Origin of the sequence: Sphingobium sp. TCM1 (genome assembly GCF_001650725.1) — a bacterium.
Classification (GTDB): Bacteria; Pseudomonadota; Alphaproteobacteria; order Sphingomonadales; family Sphingomonadaceae; genus Sphingobium.
Genome location: NZ_LXVX01000002.1, coordinates 131,495 through 147,275, shown reverse-complemented (window position 1 = coordinate 147,275; position 15,781 = coordinate 131,495). Strand labels below are relative to the sequence as shown.

Here is a 15,781-nt window from a genome sequence, read left to right as displayed (position 1 = left end):
TGACGACGAGATTGGCGTCCCCCCACTGGCTGGGTTACAGCCGGGGCGACCAGACTCATTTCCGCAGGACTTTGCCTTGACCGACATGCCTTCCGTCGCCGCGCCCCATTATGAGCAGCAATATCTGGATCTGATGCGGCATGTCTGGCTCCATGGCGACGAGCGGGTGGACCGGACCGGTGTGGGTACCCGGTCCGTGCTGGGGGCGACGATGCGATTCTCGCTGGCGGACGATGCGGTGCCGCTGCTGACGACCAAGCGGGTCTACTGGAAGGTCGCGGCGCGCGAGATGCTGTGGTTCCTGAGCGGCGACACCAATATTCGCGACCTGGTGCGGCAGGGGGTGCATATCTGGACCGACTGGCCGCTCGACGCCTATCGCCGGGCGACGGGCGAGGCGATCGATCGCGATGCGTTCGAGGCGCGAATCATCGCGGACGAGGATTTTGCGCGGCAGTGGGGCGACCTTGGCCCGGTCTATGGCGCGCAATGGGTGAACTGGCCGCGCTACGAGCCGGCGGGCGATGGGCTCTATCGCCGGGCGGAGAAGGGGCACAACCAGATCGCCGACCTGGTCGAGGCGATTCGCACGACGCCGGGGTCGCGCCGCCTGCTCTTCACCGGATGGAATGTGGCCGAGGTGGCGCGGATGGCGTTGCCGCCCTGTCACATGACCTATCAGTTCCAGGTATCGAACGGGAAGCTCAACGGCCTGCTGTTCCAGCGCAGCTGCGACCTGGGATTGGGCTTTGCCTTCAATATCTTCGGCCTGTCGATGATCACCCGGATGCTGGCGCAGCAATGCGATCTGGAGCCGGGCGAGGTCGTCTGGCAGGGCGGCGACGTGCATCTCTACCTGAACCATGCCGGTCTGGTGGAGGAACAGATGGACCGGGTTCCGTCGGGCGCGCCGAAATTGCGGATCAATCGGCGGCCTTCGGGTATTTTCGATTATCGAATCGAGGATTTCGACGTGCTCGATTATGCGCCGCAGGCCCATATTTCAGCGCCGGTCGCCGTCTGATCCCGACAGCGACCCGGACAGCTGAAAAGGAAAATTGGGACAGGAAGGCTTGCCTTTTGCGGCGTTGAAATATAATATCTGCATCAAGCAATATTATTGCAATGCACCATAGGAGGCAGGATGAGCGATCCCGATGGAATCGCGGGCACTGAAGGGCAGGCGGGGCGCAACCTGCCGCGTCTGCGCCTGCATGTGCCCGAGCCGCCCGCGCGGCCGGGCGAGAGCGCGGACTTCACCCATTTCGAGATTCCGGCGGCCGGCGCGCAGCCGCGCCCGGACGAGGCGGCCCAGCCCGCCGACATGCGGGACATGGCCTATGGCCTGATCCGCGTGCTGGACGAGCAGGGGGAGGCGGTCGGCCCGTGGAACCCCAAGCTGCCACCCGAAGCCCTGCTGAGGATGTTGCGCGCCATGGCGCTGACCCGCGCGTTCGATGCGCGGATGTTCCGGGCGCAGCGGCAGGGCAAGACCAGTTTCTACATGAAGTCGACCGGCGAGGAGGCGGTGTCGATCGGCGCGGCGCTGGCGCTGTCGCGCGACGACATGTGCTTTCCCAGCTATCGCCAGCAAGGCATATTGATCGCGCGCGACTGGCCCATCGTCGACATGATGAACCAGATTTATTCCAACAAGGGCGACAGGCTGAAGGGCCGCCAGCTGCCGATCATGTATTCGGCGCGGGAGGCGGGCTTCTTCTCCATCTCCGGCAACCTCACCACCCAATATCCGCAGGCGGTCGGCTGGGCGATGGCGAGCGCGGCGAAGGGCGACACGCGCATCGCCGCGACCTGGTGCGGCGAGGGATCGACGGCGGAGGGCGACTTTCATTCGGCCTGCACCTTCGCCAGCGTCTATCGTGCGCCTGTCATCATGAATGTTGTTAATAATCAGTGGGCTATCAGTAGTTTTTCAGGTTTTGCGGGAGCCGAATCCACAACCTTCGCGGCGCGGGCGATCGGCTATGGCATTGCCGGCCTGCGGGTCGACGGCAATGACGTGCTGGCTGTCCATGCCGCGACGCGCTGGGCGGCCGACCGGGCGCGCTCTAACGCCGGGCCGACGCTGATCGAGCATTTCACCTATCGTGTCGAAGGGCACAGCACCTCCGACGATCCGACCGCCTATCGCTCGGCCGAGGAGAGCAGCCTCTGGCCGCTGGGCGATCCGATCGCGCGGCTGAAGCAGCATGTCATCGGCCTTGGCATTTGGGACGAGGAGCGCCACGCGGCGATGGACCGGGAACTGGCCGAAATGGTCCGCGACGCCGCGCGGGAGGCGGAGAAGAACGGCATATTGGGCCACGGCCTGCACCATCCGATGGAGAGCATGTTCGAGGATGTGTTCGAGGAGATGCCCTGGCACCTCAAGGAACAGCAGCAGCAGATGCTGGATGAATGGAAGGCGGCCGGGCTGTGAGGGGGTGGGACCATATCCTCTCCCCGACGGGGAGAGGATACCGGAGCTTGGCGGCGTGCCGCCCAGCGCTGGTTGGAGAGGGGGCGTCCAAGGCGCGCCGTTTCGCCAATCCCCCTCTCCAACTTCGCCTAGCCAGCAAGCTGGCAAGGCTCCGTATCCTCTCCCCCGCAGGGGCGCGGAAAGGATGGCGTCATGACTGATATGCAACAGATGACCATGATCCAGGCGATCAACAGCGCGCTGGACGTGATGATGGAGCGCGATCCCGACGTGGTCGTGATGGGCGAGGATGTGGGCTATTTCGGAGGCGTGTTCCGCGCGACCGCGGGCCTCCAGCAGAAATATGGCAAGAACCGGGTGTTCGACACGCCGATCACCGAATGCGGGATCATCGGCGTGGCGGTGGGCATGGGCGCCTACGGGCTGCGGCCGGTGCCGGAAATCCAGTTCGCCGACTATATCTATCCCGCGCTCGACCAGCTGGTGAGCGAGGCGGCGCGGCTGCGCTATCGGTCGGCGGGCGAGTTCATCGCGCCGATGACGGTGCGGTCCCCCTTCGGCGGCGGCATCTTCGGCGGGCAGACCCACAGCCAGTCGCCCGAGGGCATCTTCACCCATGTGTCGGGGGTCAAGACGGTGATCCCGTCCACGCCCTATGACGCCAAGGGGCTGTTGATCGCGGCGATCGAGGATAATGACCCAACCATCTTCTTCGAGCCGAAGCGGATCTATAACGGCCCGTTCGACGGCCATTATGACACGCCGGCCAAGAGCTGGGCCGGGCATCCGGACGCGCAGGTGCCGGCCGGCTATTATCGGGTGCCGCTGGGCCAGGCACGGATCGCGCGGGCGGGCGAGGCGCTGACCATCCTCTGCTATGGCACGATGGTCCATGTGGTCGAGAATAGCGTAACCGCGCTGGGCGTGGACGCGGAGATCATCGACCTGCGCACGCTGGTGCCGCTCGACATCGGCGCGATCGAGGCGTCGGTGAAGAAGACCGGCCGCTGCCTGATCGTGCATGAAGCGACGCGGACCAGCGGTTTCGGCGCGGAACTGCTGTCGCTGGTGCAGGAGCGCTGCTTCTACCATCTGGAGGCGCCGATCGAGCGCGTCACCGGTTTCGACACGCCCTATCCGCACAGCCTGGAATGGGCCTATTTCCCCGGACCCGTTCGCATCCGCGAAGCCATCAACAAGATTTTGAGGGACTAACCGTCATGGCGCTGTTCACGTTCAAGCTGCCGGACATCGGCGAAGGCATTTCGGAAGCCGAGATCGTCGGCTGGCACGTCAAGGTCGGCGACCGGGTCGAGGAGGACCAGCCGATCGCCGACATGATGACCGACAAGGCGACGGTGGAGATGGAAAGCCCGGTGGCCGGCACGGTGGTGCGCCTGGCCGGCGAGGCAGGCGACCAGGTGCCGATCGGGTCGATGCTGGTGGAGATCGAGGTCGAGGATGCGGGCGATGGTACGCCTGATGTCGTTCCGCCGAGCGAAGCGGTCGCCGAGGCTGCAATGGCGAGAGATGGGGCGGTCGATACGCCGGCAAAGCCCGTTCGCCCTGAGCCGGTCGAACGCCCGACCTTTTCTTCCGGGCAAGGCGCAAGAGAGGAAGGGACGAGCTTCGACAGGCTCAGCCCGAACGGGGTTGGGGAGGAGAGCGTGGACAAGGCCGAACCCATCCTCGCCTCCCCCGCCGTGCGTATGCGGGCGAAGGAACTGGGCGTCGACCTGGCGCAGGTGAGGCCGACTGGGGATCGCATCCGTCACGCGGACCTGGACGCGTATCTGCTCTATGGGTCCGGCCAGGGCTATCGTCCTGCCGGGCGCAGCGCGAAACGCGCGGACGAGGTGGTCAAGGTCATCGGGATGCGCCGGCGCATCGCGGAGAATATGGCGGCGTCCAAGCGGCATATTCCGCATTTCACCTATGTCGAGGAGATCGACGTCACCGCGCTGGAAGCGCTGCGCGAGCAGTTGAATGACGGGCGGGGGGACCGGCCCAAGCTGACCATGCTGCCGCTGCTGATCGTCGCCCTCTGCAAGGCGCTGCCCGACTTTCCGATGCTAAACGCCCGCTATGATGACGAGGCGGGCGTGGTGACGCGCCATGGTTCGGTGCATCTGGGGCTGGCGACGCAGACCGATGCGGGGCTGATGGTGCCGGTGATACGCGACGCGCAGGACCGCAATGTCTGGCAGCTTGCGAGCGAGATCCGTCGCCTGGCGGACGCGGCGCGCAGCGGCAAGGCGAAGTCGGAGGAACTGAGCGGCTCCACCCTGACGCTGACGTCGCTTGGGCCTCTGGGCGGAATCGCCACGACGCCGGTCATCAACCGGCCGGAAGTGGCGATCATCGGTCCCAATCGGGTGATCGAGCGCCCGGTATTCAAGGGGAAGGAGATCGTCGCGGCGAAGCTGATGAACCTGTCGATCAGTTGCGACCATCGCGTGGTCGACGGCTGGGATGCGGCCAGCTTCGTCCAGGCGGTCAGGAAGCTGCTGGAAGCGCCCGCCTTCCTGTTCGTGGACTGACGCCGTCCTGCTTGAGGTCGCCCCGGACCAGCCGGCGGCCGGTCAACGGATGGTCGCGCGATAGCTCAGCCGTCCCGCATGGCCCGCCGGGGCGTGGGGCAGGGTCCAGCGGACATGGGTGATGTCCGCCGCGACGGCGCGGCGCGTGCCGCCGAGCGGCGTGGGTAGCCAGAGCTGGTCCAGCCGCCCCCAATGCACGCCGCCATCGACCGACAGTTGCATGGCCGGGTCGCTGAGGTCGAGTTCCACTCCTCGCGGCAGGGCGCGGGTGACGGCGGCGGCGCGCAGCGGCGCGCTGCCTTCGTTGCGCCAGTGGAGGAGGACGATCAGCTGGTCGCCCGGCGTCAGGCGGTTCGCGCTGGCGAGGATGCGGCGCGGGCGGCCGTTGAGATCGGTCGTGACGCGCTCGACGAACATCTGGGTGTCGAGCCGCAACGGCGGCTGCGCCATCGCCGGCATCGCCGCGCCTAGCAAGGCCAGCGCCCCCAGCCAAGCCTTCGGTCCCGCCAATGTCCCTGCCTTCATGGTCCGCCCCGTCGTCCGTTCCGCCCGCCCGCTTAACCCGCCAAGCCCGAAAATTTGGTTAAGCCGCTGTTTTCCTTCCGCGCGGGCGGATGGTTTGGAAATTGACGCGGGGCAGCGCGCGGCGCACATCCAATGTCGGCGAAGGGCGAGAGAATCAGGTGACACCGGCGGACCAGCAGGAAATGAATCGGCGGCGCGACCGCCTGCTCGCGTCGATCGCGCTGACATCGGGAATCGGCCTGATCCTGGCGTTGCCCTTTGCCCTGCGCGCGGGCGCGGAATTTTTCCTGCCGCTGGCCGCCGCGCTGGTGATCGCGATCGCGCTGGTGCCGCTGCTCGAATGGATGGAGCGGCGCGGCCTGCCTTCGGGGCTGGCGGCGCTGATCGCGATGGTCGGTTTCCTGCTGGTCGCCAATACCGCGCTGGTGCTGATCGTCGTGCCGGCGACCGACTGGTTCCGCATCCTGCCGGAGCGCCTGCCCAAGATACAGGCGAACCTTGCCCCGCTGATCGACTTTTACGCCAATCTCCAGCGCTTCGTCGACGAAACCGTGCAGATGCTGGCCACCGGCCCGGTCGCGGCGGCGCAGACGGCGGCAGTGGAGGCGCCCCGGTCGCTGCTGCAATTCGCCGCCACATCGGCCCCATCGGCGATCATCCAGATGGTGTTCGCGCTGCTCATTATCTATTTCTTCCTTGCCGGCTGGACCAAGCTGCGGCGACGGACCATCAACAGCCGGGGCAGTTTCGACGGCGCGATGGCGGTGGCGCGTGTGATCCAGAATGTGGTCGACGCGACATCGGCCTATGTCATCACCATCGCCACCATCAACCTGTGCCTGGGGCTGGCGGTCGCGGTGGCGCTGTGGGTGATCGGAATGCCGTCGCCCCTGATGTGGGGCGGCATCGTCGCCTTGCTGAACTTCGTCCCCTATTTCGGGCCGATGCTGGCGGCGGTGCTGCTGGCGCTGGGCGGGCTGATGGTGTTCGACGATGTGTGGATGGCGCTGCTGCCCGCTGCGTTGCAGGTGGGTTTCCACCTGGTGGAGGCCAATGTCGTCACCCCGCTGCTGCTGGGCCGGCGGCTGACGATGAACCCGCTGCTGATTCTCGTGTCGCTGACCTTCTGGGGCTGGGTGTGGGGGACGCCCGGCGCGTTGCTGGCGGTGCCGCTGCTCATCATCCTCCAGACGGTGGTATCGGCGGCGGGAACGCCCGACATTGCGGGATTCCTGTTCGAACAGGGAACGTTGACGGTTCCACGCCGGAAAGAAAATGACGAGAAAGAGGAAACTGACGTTGCGGACGGTTGACAGCATCGGCGGACGCTCATAGACGGCGCTTCCACACCAAACGCGGGTGTAGCTCAGTTGGTTAGAGTGCCGGCCTGTCACGCCGGAGGTCGCGGGTTCGAGCCCCGTCACTCGCGCCACTTTCCCTGACCGGAAGGTGGAAATGGTGTAGAAGATCCGCATCGTCTGGCGGCCGAAAGGTTGCGAATGGATGCCACCCTGCGCGGGTGTAGCTCAGTTGGTTAGAGTGCCGGCCTGTCACGCCGGAGGTCGCGGGTTCGAGCCCCGTCACTCGCGCCACCTTCCTTCCAAGGGAGGTGATTTTCCCAGATTTGCAGACTCTGGCGGCCGTCCGGCCGGTAAGCGATGCACGCCCTGCGCGGGTGTAGCTCAGTTGGTCAGAGCGCCGGCCTGTCACGCCGGAGGTCGCGGGTTCGAGCCCCGTCACTCGCGCCATTTCCCCATGCAAGGATAGATGGCAGGGCCAGCGCCACGCATGGCGCCAGCCCGCCCGGCATGTGCCCTAGAGATCGCCGCCCGTTACTGCCGGGGGCAGTGGTTCGGTCGCGAGCCAGCGATAGACGCCGCCCGCTGCGAGCGCGCCCAGGGCAGGTGCGAGCCAGAACAGCCAGAGCTGGTGCAGCGCCAGTCCGCCGACGAGCAGGGCGGGGCCGGTGCTGCGCGCCGGATTGACCGAGGTGTTGGTGACGGGGATGCTGATGAGGTGGATGAGCGTCAGCGCCAGGCCGATGGCGATCGGCGCAAAGCCCGCCGGCGCACGGCTGTCGGTCGCGCCCAGGATCACCGACAGGAAGCCGAAGGTCAGCACCAGTTCGATCGCGAGACCCGAAGCGAGGCTGTAGCCGCCGGGCGACAGTGCGCCAAAGCCGTTTACCGCCAGCCCATTGTCCGCAAGCGCGAAATCGGGCTGGCCGCTGGCGATGAACAGCAGCAGCGCGGCCGCGAGCACGGCGCCGACCAGTTGTGCCACGATATAGGGGGCGATGTCGCGCACCGGGAAGCGGCCGCCCGCCCACAGGCCGATCGTGACCGCCGGATTGAGGTGGCAACCCGAAATATGGCCGATCGAATAGGCCATGGTCAGGACCGTCAGCCCGAACGCCAGGCTGACGCCCAGCAGGCCGATGCCGACATCCGGGAAGGCGGCGGCCAGCACCGCGCTGCCGCAGCCGCCGAACACCAGCCAGAATGTTCCCAATGTCTCAGCGAAAAGCCTCTTGCTCAATGCAACCATCACCGTCTCCTGTGCCAGCGGGTCCATGCCACCAACGGCGTCGACGTCCGGGGCGGGGTGGCGCCGCCCGGCAGGAATGGGGAATGGCGAAAGCGGGCTGGCAGCGGCTCAACCGGCAGGGACAGGGATGGCCTGATCGACATGGCGACGCACTCCGTCCGGCAGCGACGGCGCGCCCGGACAGATGCGGGCTTCCGTTACGCTAGCTCAACATTGTTGATAATGATTCGCAACGCGCTTGTCACGGCCTAACTGCGCACGAACTATCCGCGCCGCCAGCGTCCCGTTTCCATCCAGGCGAGCAGACGCCGGAGCGGCAATATCCAGATCCAGACGATGCCGAGGACCACGTAGAGGGGTGTCTGCATCCAGACCGGGAGCGCGCCGATCGGGCCGGACAGGCTGGCGACGAGGACGGCCCACAGCGCGATCAGTCCGAGGATCGCGAGCATCCCGACGGGCTTGCGCCAGCTGGGCTGATGATAATGGCGCGGGTCGATGCTCACAGGTCCGGTCCTTCGATCAGTTCGACCTCGGTCAGGATGGCGTGCAGCGGGAGATCCCACGGATCGGCGGGTACTGCGTCCATTTCCTGCGCGGACCAGGCCATGCCCACGCGCAGCGCATCGGCGAAGCGGGCGAAGGCGCGGTCATAATAGCCGCCGCCCTGGCCAAGGCGGTTCATCGCGCGGTCGAAGCCGACCAGCGGCGCGATGATGACATCGGGCGTCACCGGGCCATCGCCCGGATCGGGGTGGCTGGTGCGGAACAGACCGGGAAGCAGCGGATCTTCGGGACGCCAGGGGAGAAAGTCCATGCTGCCCAGCCGATCGAGGACGCGCGGAAGGGCCACGATCTTGCCCATGACCTGGAGTTGCGCGGCCAGCCTCTGCGCGGGGGCTTCGTCGTCCAGCCCCATGTAGAGCGCCACCACCCGCGCGTCCGCCATGCGGCGGGCGAGGGGGGAGGGGAGAACCTTGAACGCGAGGCGGTGCGCCAGCGGATCGAGCGTGGCGACGAAGGCGCGCCGCCGGTCCCGGGCGATCCCCCGCAATGTCGATTTGTCGGCGGGAGGCGTCTCGTCGCTCATCATGGCCCTTGTGAAGTGGCGGGAAGGCGGAAGGGTGACGGGACCGCCTCGGTCGTTTGCTGGAAGATCCTCTGACGCCTCAACGTCAGGTGGGGACCATGTAGATCGGGCCGGAGCCCGCCCAGGGACAGCCCCCTAGGATGTGATTATCGCCTCAGGGATGTTCGCTAAAGCTCGTGCCGCGCAGTGCCCGTCACCGTCAATCTAGGCGCTTGGGGCGGGTGCGGCAAGCCCGTCGCGCAGCTTTTCTATCCTGAGCGCCAGCGCCTCGACCGCGCGGGCGGCCGCATCGTCATCCGCCTCCAGCGCCAGCCGTTCCTGTCGCCCGGCCAGTTCGCGCCGCAGGTCGTTGAGTTCGTCGGCCAGGAAGAGCGCGGCAAAGAGCAGGGTGCGGATTTCGGTGAGGCCCGGCGTCGATTGCTGGGCAAGGCGCGCCTTTTCCTCGATCATCCGCGCCAGATAGGCCATGTGCGGCTCGTCCCCGTCGCGGCAACCTATGTCATATTGGCGGCTGGCGATGTGCAGCGTGGTTTCAGCCATCGGTGCGCCCCTTCAGATCCGCGATCAGATCATCGAGCGACCGCAGCGCCGCATGGGCGGCGGGCACGTCGACATCGGGGGAGGAAGGGGACCGTGCAGCCGCCGCGATCCGGGCCACATCCTGTTCGAGCCGGCCGACCGCACGCTCCAGCGTGCCGATCGCCTGCATCATGCGCTCGCTTGCCATGACTCATCCATAGCGAAAGCCGGGCGCGCGTGAAAGCCGGGAAAGGGCGGTTCGGCGCGCCCTTGCCCCCTGCGATGGTTGACGCATGGGGCTTGACGCGACAAAGGAGGCCGCAACTCGACTCGCCCGCAGGTGCGCGGGCCGTCCCTATGCCTGTTCAGGAAAGACGCCCGCCCGCCATGACCGTTTCCGAAAAGTCGCTCGCCAACGCCATCCGGGCGCTGTCCATGGACGCCGTGCAGGCCGCCAACAGCGGCCATCCGGGTATGCCGATGGGCATGGCCGACGTTGCCACGGTGCTGTTCGGCGAGTATCTGAAATTCGATCCGACCCAGCCGAAATGGGCGGACCGGGACCGTTTCGTCCTGTCGGCTGGTCATGGCTCCATGCTGATCTACTCGCTGCTGCACCTGACCGGCTATGCGCGGCCGACAATCGAGGACATCGCCAATTTCCGCCAGTTGCACAGCCCCTGCGCCGGCCACCCGGAGAATTTCGAGCTGGCGGGCGTGGAAGCGACCACCGGCCCGCTGGGATCGGGCCTGGCCACCGCCGTCGGCATGGCGATCGCGGAACGACACCTGAACGCGCAGTTCGGCGACGATCTGGTCGACCATCGCACCTGGGTGATCGCCGGCGACGGCTGCCTGATGGAAGGCATCAACCATGAGGCGATCGGCCTCGCGGGGCACCTGAACCTGGGTCGCCTGATCGTGCTGTGGGACGACAACAAGATCACCATCGACGGTGCGGTCGACCTGTCGAGCAGCGAGGACGTGCTGGCCCGCTATGCCGCCACCGGCTGGCATGTCGTGTCGTGCGACGGCCATGACGTCGCCGACGTGCGCCGCGCGCTGGCGGAAGCGGTCGCCGATGCGCGCCCCTCGATCGTCGCCTGCGCCACCAAGATCGGCTATGGCGCGCCGAACAAGGCCGGCACGTCGGGTGTCCACGGTTCCGCGCTGGGCGAGGCCGAAGTCGCCGCAGCCCGCGAGTTTCTGGGCTGGACCGCTGAACCCTTCGTCATCCCTGACGACATCGCCGCGGCCTGGAAGGCGATCGGCGCAAAGGGGGCAGATGTTCGTTCCGCATGGGAGGATCGCCTCTCAAGCAACGAGAAGGGCGCGGAATTTTCTCGTCGCATGGCCGGCGAGCTGCCCGCCGACTTCTCGCTGACCGCCTATATCGACAGCCTGATCGCCAACCCGCAGAAGGTCGCGACCCGCAAGGCGAGCGAGCTGGCGCTGGGCGCGATCAACGACCTGCTGCCCGAAACGCTTGGCGGTTCGGCCGACCTTACCGGATCGAACAACACCAAGACCAAGTCGACCGGGCCGCTGACGAAGGACGATTATTCAGGCCGCTATGTCTATTATGGCATCCGCGAATTCGGCATGGCCTGCGCCATGAACGGCATGGCGCTGCATGGCGGCGTCATCCCCTATGGCGGCACCTTTCTGGTCTTTTCCGACTATATGCGTGCGGGCATCCGGCTTGCCGCTCTCCAGCAGCAGCGCGTGATCCATGTCCTGACCCATGACAGCATCGGCCTGGGTGAGGACGGCCCGACCCACCAGCCGATCGAGCATGTCATGTCGATGCGGATGATCCCGAATCTGGACGTCTATCGCCCGGCAGATATAGTCGAGACGGCGGAGTGCTGGGAACTGGCGCTGAAGGATGCGACCGGCCCGTCGGTGCTGGCGCTGACCCGCCAGAACCTGCCGCAGCTGCGCACCGAAAAGAGCGAAAACCTGTCGGCGAAGGGCGCCTATCGCCTGGTCGCGGCCACCGCCGAGCGGCATGTGGTGCTGATCGCCACCGGATCTGAAGTCGAGATCGCGGTCGCCACCGCCAAGGCGCTGGAAGAACAGGGCATCGGCACCGATGTCGTGTCGATGCCGAGCTGGGCGCATTTCGAGGCGCAGCCCCAGTCCTACAAGGACGAGCTGCTGCCCCATCATGTGCTGCGCGTGTCGATCGAGGCGGGCACGACCTTCGGCTGGGAACGCTATACCGGGATCGCCGGCCTGCGCTTCGGCATCGACAGCTTCGGCGCGTCGGCCCCGGCGGAAGCGCTGTACGACCATTTCGGCCTGACCGCGGCCAAGATCGCGCCGCAGATCGCGGCCGCGCTGAAGGCCTGAACCAAAATCACACGCAAACCGGGAGACAAGTGCAGTGGCAACGAAGGTAGCAATCAACGGTTTCGGACGCATCGGGCGCCTGGTGGCGCGCGCCATCCTCTCGCGCACCGATCATGATCTGGAACTGGTCAGCATCAACGACCTGGGCGACGCCAAGGCGAACGCCCTGCTGTTCAAGCGCGACTCGGTGCATGGCAATTGGGCGGGCGACGTGAGCGTCGATGGCGATTTCCTGGTCATCGACGGCAAGCGCATCGCCGTGACCGCCGAGCGCGACCCGGCCAAGCTGCCCCACGCGGCGCAGGGCGTGGAGATCGCCCTGGAATGCACCGGCATCTTCGCCGACAAGGCGAAGGCCAGCGCCCACCTGACCGCCGGCGCCAAGCGCGTGGTCATCTCCGCGCCCGCCACCGGCGTGGACAAGACCATCGTGTTCGGCGTCAACCACGACATGCTGACCGCCGACGACGTGGTGATCTCCAACGCGAGCTGCACCACCAATTGCCTCGCGCCGCTGGCGAAGGTGCTGCATGACGCGATCGGCATCGAACGCGGTTTCATGACCACCATCCACAGCTATACCAACGACCAGAACACGCTGGACCAGATCCACAAGGACATGCGCCGCGCCCGCGCCGCAGCCCTGTCGATGATCCCGACCACCACGGGCGCCGCCCGCGCCGTGGGCGAGGTTCTGCCCGCGCTGAAGGGCAAGCTGGACGGGTCTTCGGTCCGCGTGCCGACCCCCAACGTCTCGGTCGTCGACCTGAAGTTCGACGCCAAGCGCGCGACGAGCGTGCAGGAAGTCAACGAACTGCTGAAGGCCGCTTCGGAATCCGGGCCGCTCAAGGGCGTGCTGGGCTATTCGGACGAGCCTTTGGTGTCGATCGACTATAACAGCGATCCGCGCAGCTCGACCGTCGACAGCCTGGAAACGGCCGTGATCGACGGCACTCTGGTCCGCGTGCTGAGCTGGTACGACAATGAATGGGGCTTCTCCAACCGCATGATCGACACCACGGGTGTCGTGGCGAAGTTCCTCTAAGCCTTTCGAGACCCCGCCGGATCAAACCGGCGGGGTTTTTCTTCTACCGACCTTTATCTGCCAAGACAGGAGCGATCATGGCCAAGCCGTTCAAGACACTCGACGACATGGGCGACATCACCGGCAAGGTGGTGCTGGTGCGCGAGGATCTGAACGTGCCGATGCAGGATGGCTCGGTCAGCGACGACACGCGCCTGCGCGCGGCGATGCCGACCGTGCTGGAACTGGCCGATCGCGGTGCCAAGGTGCTGATCCTCGCCCATTTCGGCCGTCCCAAGGGGCAGAAGAACCCGGAATATTCGCTGTCGAAGATCACCCGACCGCTCTCTGCCGTGCTGGGTCGCGAAGTGCAGTTCATTCCCGATTGCCAGGGTGAGGCGGCGACGGACGGCATCGCGGTGATGCGCCCCGGCGACATCGCCATCCTGGAAAATACCCGTTTCCACCCTGGCGAGGAAAAGAACGACCCGGCGCTGGTCGAGGCAATGGCGGCGATCGGCGATCTCTATGTCAACGACGCCTTCTCCGCGGCGCACCGCGCCCATGCCTCGACCGAGGGGCTGGCGCGCAAGCTGCCCGCCTTTGCCGGGCGCTCCATGGAGAAGGAACTGGATGCGTTGCAGGCGGCCCTGGGCGAGCCGGTGACGCCGGTCGCGGCGGTCGTCGGCGGGGCCAAGGTCTCGACCAAGCTCGACGTGCTCAACAACCTGGTCGCCAAGGTCGATCACCTGATCATCGGCGGCGGCATGGCCAACACCTTCCTCTACGCGCGCGGCGTCGATGTCGGCAAGTCGCTGTGCGAAAAGGATCTGAGCGCGACGGCCGAGGCGATCTTCGACAAGGCCGAAGAGGCCGGCTGCATCATCCACCTGCCCTATGACGTGGTCGTGGCAAAGGAATTTGCCGCCAATCCGCCGTCGGTCCGCACCTGCAACGTGCATGAAGTGGCCGAGGACGAGATGATCCTGGACGTCGGACCGGCCGCCGTCGAGGCGCTGGGCGATGCGCTCAAAAATTGCCGCACCCTGGTGTGGAATGGTCCGCTTGGCGCGTTCGAAATCGCGCCGTTCGACACGGCGACGGTGGCGCTGGCGAAGACCGCGGCGGCGCTGACCAAGGAAGGCCAGCTGACATCGGTCGCCGGTGGCGGCGACACGGTGGCGGCGCTCAACCATGCCGGCGTGGCCGCCGATTTCAGTTTCGTATCGACCGCCGGGGGCGCCTTCCTGGAATGGATGGAAGGCAAGGACCTGCCCGGCGTCAAGGCGCTGATGGGCTGAGCGGAAGGTACGTCCGGGCGTCAGCGTGCGAGGCTGGCGCCCCGGTCGAATAGCAGGAATGCCAGCGTGGCGACCCCGCCGATGGCCGCGCCCGCAAGCGCGCTCGCGGACCAGCCGCCAGCTTCATAGGTCGCCGATCCGATCACCGACCCGAGGGCGCCCACCAGGAACATCACGGTCACATAGGCCGCATTGATCCGCCCGCGCGCATGGGGATCCAGGGAGAAAATCAGCTTCTGGCCGGTCACCTGGCTCATCTGCACGGCGCCGTCGATCAGCACGGCCATGATGGTGAAACCGATCAGGCTGCCCGCTGCCACGCTCCAGTCCGCCAGCAGGAATCCCAGGCAGAGGCCAATCATCCCGATCAGCGACGCCGGCCGCGTCAGTCGGCGGTCGGCCATCCATCCGGCCACCGGCGCGACCAGCGCACCGCCCGCACCCGCCAGCGCGAATGCCCCGATACCGCCACGACCCAGATCGAATTCGTGGATCAGAGCGAGTGGCGCGGCGGTCCAGAACAGGTTGAAGGCAGCGAACATTGCCGCCTGGTAGAAGGCGCGCATCCGAACGACGCGATGCCTGACGAGTTGGGCGAAGGTCGACGCCAGCACCTGGCCATAGGCCATGCCGCCCCTGGGCTTGCGCTGAGGACAGGCGACGCGAAGCGCGACGCCCATCATGGCCATCACCACCGCGGACAGGATGAAGGTCGCGCGCCAGCCGACCGATCCGGCCAGGAAATTGGCGATGGGACGCGACAGCATGATGCCGAACAGCAGCCCACTCATCACGGTCCCGACGACCCGCCCCTGCTTTTCGGGTGCGGCAAGATGGGAGGCGAGGGGCACCAGCACTTGCGCGCCGGTCGCGCCGACGCCGGTGAGGATCGACGCGACGAGGAAGCTGGCCGGTCCATCGGAAAGGGCGATGGCGATGCAGCCGATGATGGTGGCGGTGATCGACGTCAGCACGATCCGCCGGTTTTCGAACAGATCCGCGAGCGGCACCACCAGGAACAGGCCTGCGCCATAGCCCAGCTGGGTTAGAGTGGTGACAAGCCCCGCCACGCCCGGCGAAAGGCCGATTTCCGGTCCGATCACGTCGATCAGCGTCTGGGCATAATAGAGGTTGGCGACGATCGCACCGCAGGCGACGGCCATCAGCAGCAGGGTAAAACGCGAAAGAGTTGCGGGTTTGGGGATGGCAATGCTGTTCATGGCGGCTCTATGGGTCGCGATGGGCCGACGTTCAACCCATGGCGGCCGGTTTCGTCGAATTGCGGCGCATTTGGCCGGCAGGCGGGTTTTTCGCGCAATCGACGCGCGAGCGGCACGTCGTGCCGATCCGCCCGCCCGCGCGCGCTTTGCGCCGACATGCCGGCGATGACGGTCCAGTTGCGCCGATTTGCGGGTGATGTTCCCTTGCGGTGCGCCATGG

General features: G+C 66.4%; 15 protein-coding genes and 3 tRNA genes. 11 read left to right on the top strand and 7 right to left on the bottom strand.

Translation table 11 applies throughout. The features are described from left to right. The first annotated feature begins 85 nt into the window (after nt 1-85). From thyA to A7Q26_RS01815, 4 genes are all read left to right on the top strand, one after another. A complete protein-coding gene (gene thyA / locus A7Q26_RS01830; protein ID WP_066856255.1) occupies nt 86-1,024 on the top strand; it encodes a thymidylate synthase in 939 nt (312 codons plus the stop codon). Nucleotides 1,025-1,144: 120 nt separating this feature from the next. Continuing rightward, a complete protein-coding gene (locus tag A7Q26_RS01825) occupies nt 1,145-2,440 on the top strand; it encodes a 3-methyl-2-oxobutanoate dehydrogenase (2-methylpropanoyl-transferring) subunit alpha (protein WP_066855713.1) in 1,296 nt (431 codons plus the stop codon). 210 nt (nt 2,441-2,650) lie between these two features. Next, on the top strand, nt 2,651-3,655 hold the full coding sequence (locus A7Q26_RS01820) for an alpha-ketoacid dehydrogenase subunit beta (RefSeq protein ID WP_066856252.1): 1,005 nt from the start codon (nt 2,651-2,653) through the stop codon (nt 3,653-3,655). Nucleotides 3,656-3,660: 5 nt separating this feature from the next. Continuing rightward, nucleotides 3,661-4,980 carry a dihydrolipoamide acetyltransferase family protein gene (locus A7Q26_RS01815; protein ID WP_066855710.1) on the top strand — a complete coding sequence of 440 codons (1,320 nt, stop codon included), beginning with the start codon at nt 3,661-3,663 and terminating at the stop codon, nt 4,978-4,980. A gap of 42 nt (nt 4,981-5,022) precedes the next feature. Here A7Q26_RS01815 and A7Q26_RS01810 read toward each other — a convergent pair whose 3' ends face one another. Further along, complete coding sequence (locus A7Q26_RS01810; RefSeq protein WP_066855707.1) at nt 5,023-5,505, bottom strand: hypothetical protein; 483 nt, start codon at nt 5,503-5,505, stop codon at nt 5,023-5,025. A 182-nt stretch (nt 5,506-5,687) separates the two neighbouring features. Here A7Q26_RS01810 and A7Q26_RS01805 point away from each other — a divergent pair, with 182 nt between their 5' ends. The 4 genes from A7Q26_RS01805 to A7Q26_RS01790 all read left to right on the top strand — a co-directional run bounded on the left by A7Q26_RS01805 (nt 5,688) and on the right by A7Q26_RS01790 (nt 7,253). After that, nucleotides 5,688-6,818 (top strand): AI-2E family transporter, encoded by a 1,131-nt coding sequence (locus A7Q26_RS01805; RefSeq protein WP_443018149.1) that lies wholly within the window; start codon nt 5,688-5,690, stop codon nt 6,816-6,818. Nucleotides 6,819-6,860: 42 nt separating this feature from the next. Then, nucleotides 6,861-6,937 (top strand) — tRNA-Asp (locus A7Q26_RS01800). An 83-nt stretch (nt 6,938-7,020) separates the two neighbouring features. Beyond that, nucleotides 7,021-7,097 (top strand) — tRNA-Asp (locus tag A7Q26_RS01795). A gap of 79 nt (nt 7,098-7,176) precedes the next feature. Then, nucleotides 7,177-7,253 (top strand) — tRNA-Asp (locus A7Q26_RS01790). A 67-nt stretch (nt 7,254-7,320) separates the two neighbouring features. On the opposite strand, the gene aqpZ is transcribed toward A7Q26_RS01790, so the two are convergent. From aqpZ to A7Q26_RS01765, 5 genes are all read right to left on the bottom strand, one after another. Continuing rightward, nucleotides 7,321-8,052 carry an aquaporin Z gene (aqpZ, locus tag A7Q26_RS01785; protein WP_066855704.1) on the bottom strand — a complete coding sequence of 244 codons (732 nt, stop codon included), beginning with the start codon at nt 8,050-8,052 and terminating at the stop codon, nt 7,321-7,323. A 263-nt stretch (nt 8,053-8,315) separates the two neighbouring features. Beyond that, entirely contained in the window at nt 8,316-8,558 is a 243-nt protein-coding gene (locus A7Q26_RS01780; protein WP_066855701.1) for a DUF2842 domain-containing protein, read from the bottom strand. Continuing rightward, nucleotides 8,555-9,142 (bottom strand): 5-formyltetrahydrofolate cyclo-ligase, encoded by a 588-nt coding sequence (locus A7Q26_RS01775; RefSeq protein ID WP_066855697.1) that lies wholly within the window; start codon nt 9,140-9,142, stop codon nt 8,555-8,557. The genes A7Q26_RS01780 and A7Q26_RS01775 overlap by 4 nt, the downstream gene beginning before the upstream one ends. A gap of 204 nt (nt 9,143-9,346) precedes the next feature. Next, complete coding sequence (locus A7Q26_RS01770; protein ID WP_066855694.1) at nt 9,347-9,682, bottom strand: cell division protein ZapA; 336 nt, start codon at nt 9,680-9,682, stop codon at nt 9,347-9,349. After that, complete coding sequence (locus tag A7Q26_RS01765; protein ID WP_232313639.1) at nt 9,675-9,869, bottom strand: hypothetical protein; 195 nt, start codon at nt 9,867-9,869, stop codon at nt 9,675-9,677. Before A7Q26_RS01765 ends, A7Q26_RS01770 begins: the two co-directional genes overlap by 8 nt. 179 nt (nt 9,870-10,048) lie before the next feature. Here A7Q26_RS01765 and tkt point away from each other — a divergent pair, with 179 nt between their 5' ends. The 3 genes from tkt (at nt 10,049) to A7Q26_RS01750 (ending at nt 14,341) form a co-directional block, all read left to right on the top strand. Further along, nucleotides 10,049-12,016 (top strand): transketolase, encoded by a 1,968-nt coding sequence (gene tkt, locus A7Q26_RS01760; RefSeq protein WP_066855690.1) that lies wholly within the window; start codon nt 10,049-10,051, stop codon nt 12,014-12,016. 34 nt (nt 12,017-12,050) lie between these two features. Further along, nucleotides 12,051-13,061, top strand: a complete 1,011-nt coding sequence (gene gap, locus A7Q26_RS01755; RefSeq protein ID WP_066855687.1) for a type I glyceraldehyde-3-phosphate dehydrogenase — start codon at nt 12,051-12,053, stop codon at nt 13,059-13,061. Nucleotides 13,062-13,138: 77 nt separating this feature from the next. Then, nucleotides 13,139-14,341, top strand: coding sequence for a phosphoglycerate kinase (locus tag A7Q26_RS01750; protein WP_066855684.1), 1,203 nt, complete (start codon nt 13,139-13,141; stop codon nt 14,339-14,341). Nucleotides 14,342-14,361: 20 nt separating this feature from the next. On the opposite strand, the gene A7Q26_RS01745 is transcribed toward A7Q26_RS01750, so the two are convergent. Then, nucleotides 14,362-15,561 (bottom strand): MFS transporter, encoded by a 1,200-nt coding sequence (locus tag A7Q26_RS01745; RefSeq protein ID WP_066855681.1) that lies wholly within the window; start codon nt 15,559-15,561, stop codon nt 14,362-14,364. Nucleotides 15,562-15,781 lie beyond the last annotated feature (220 nt).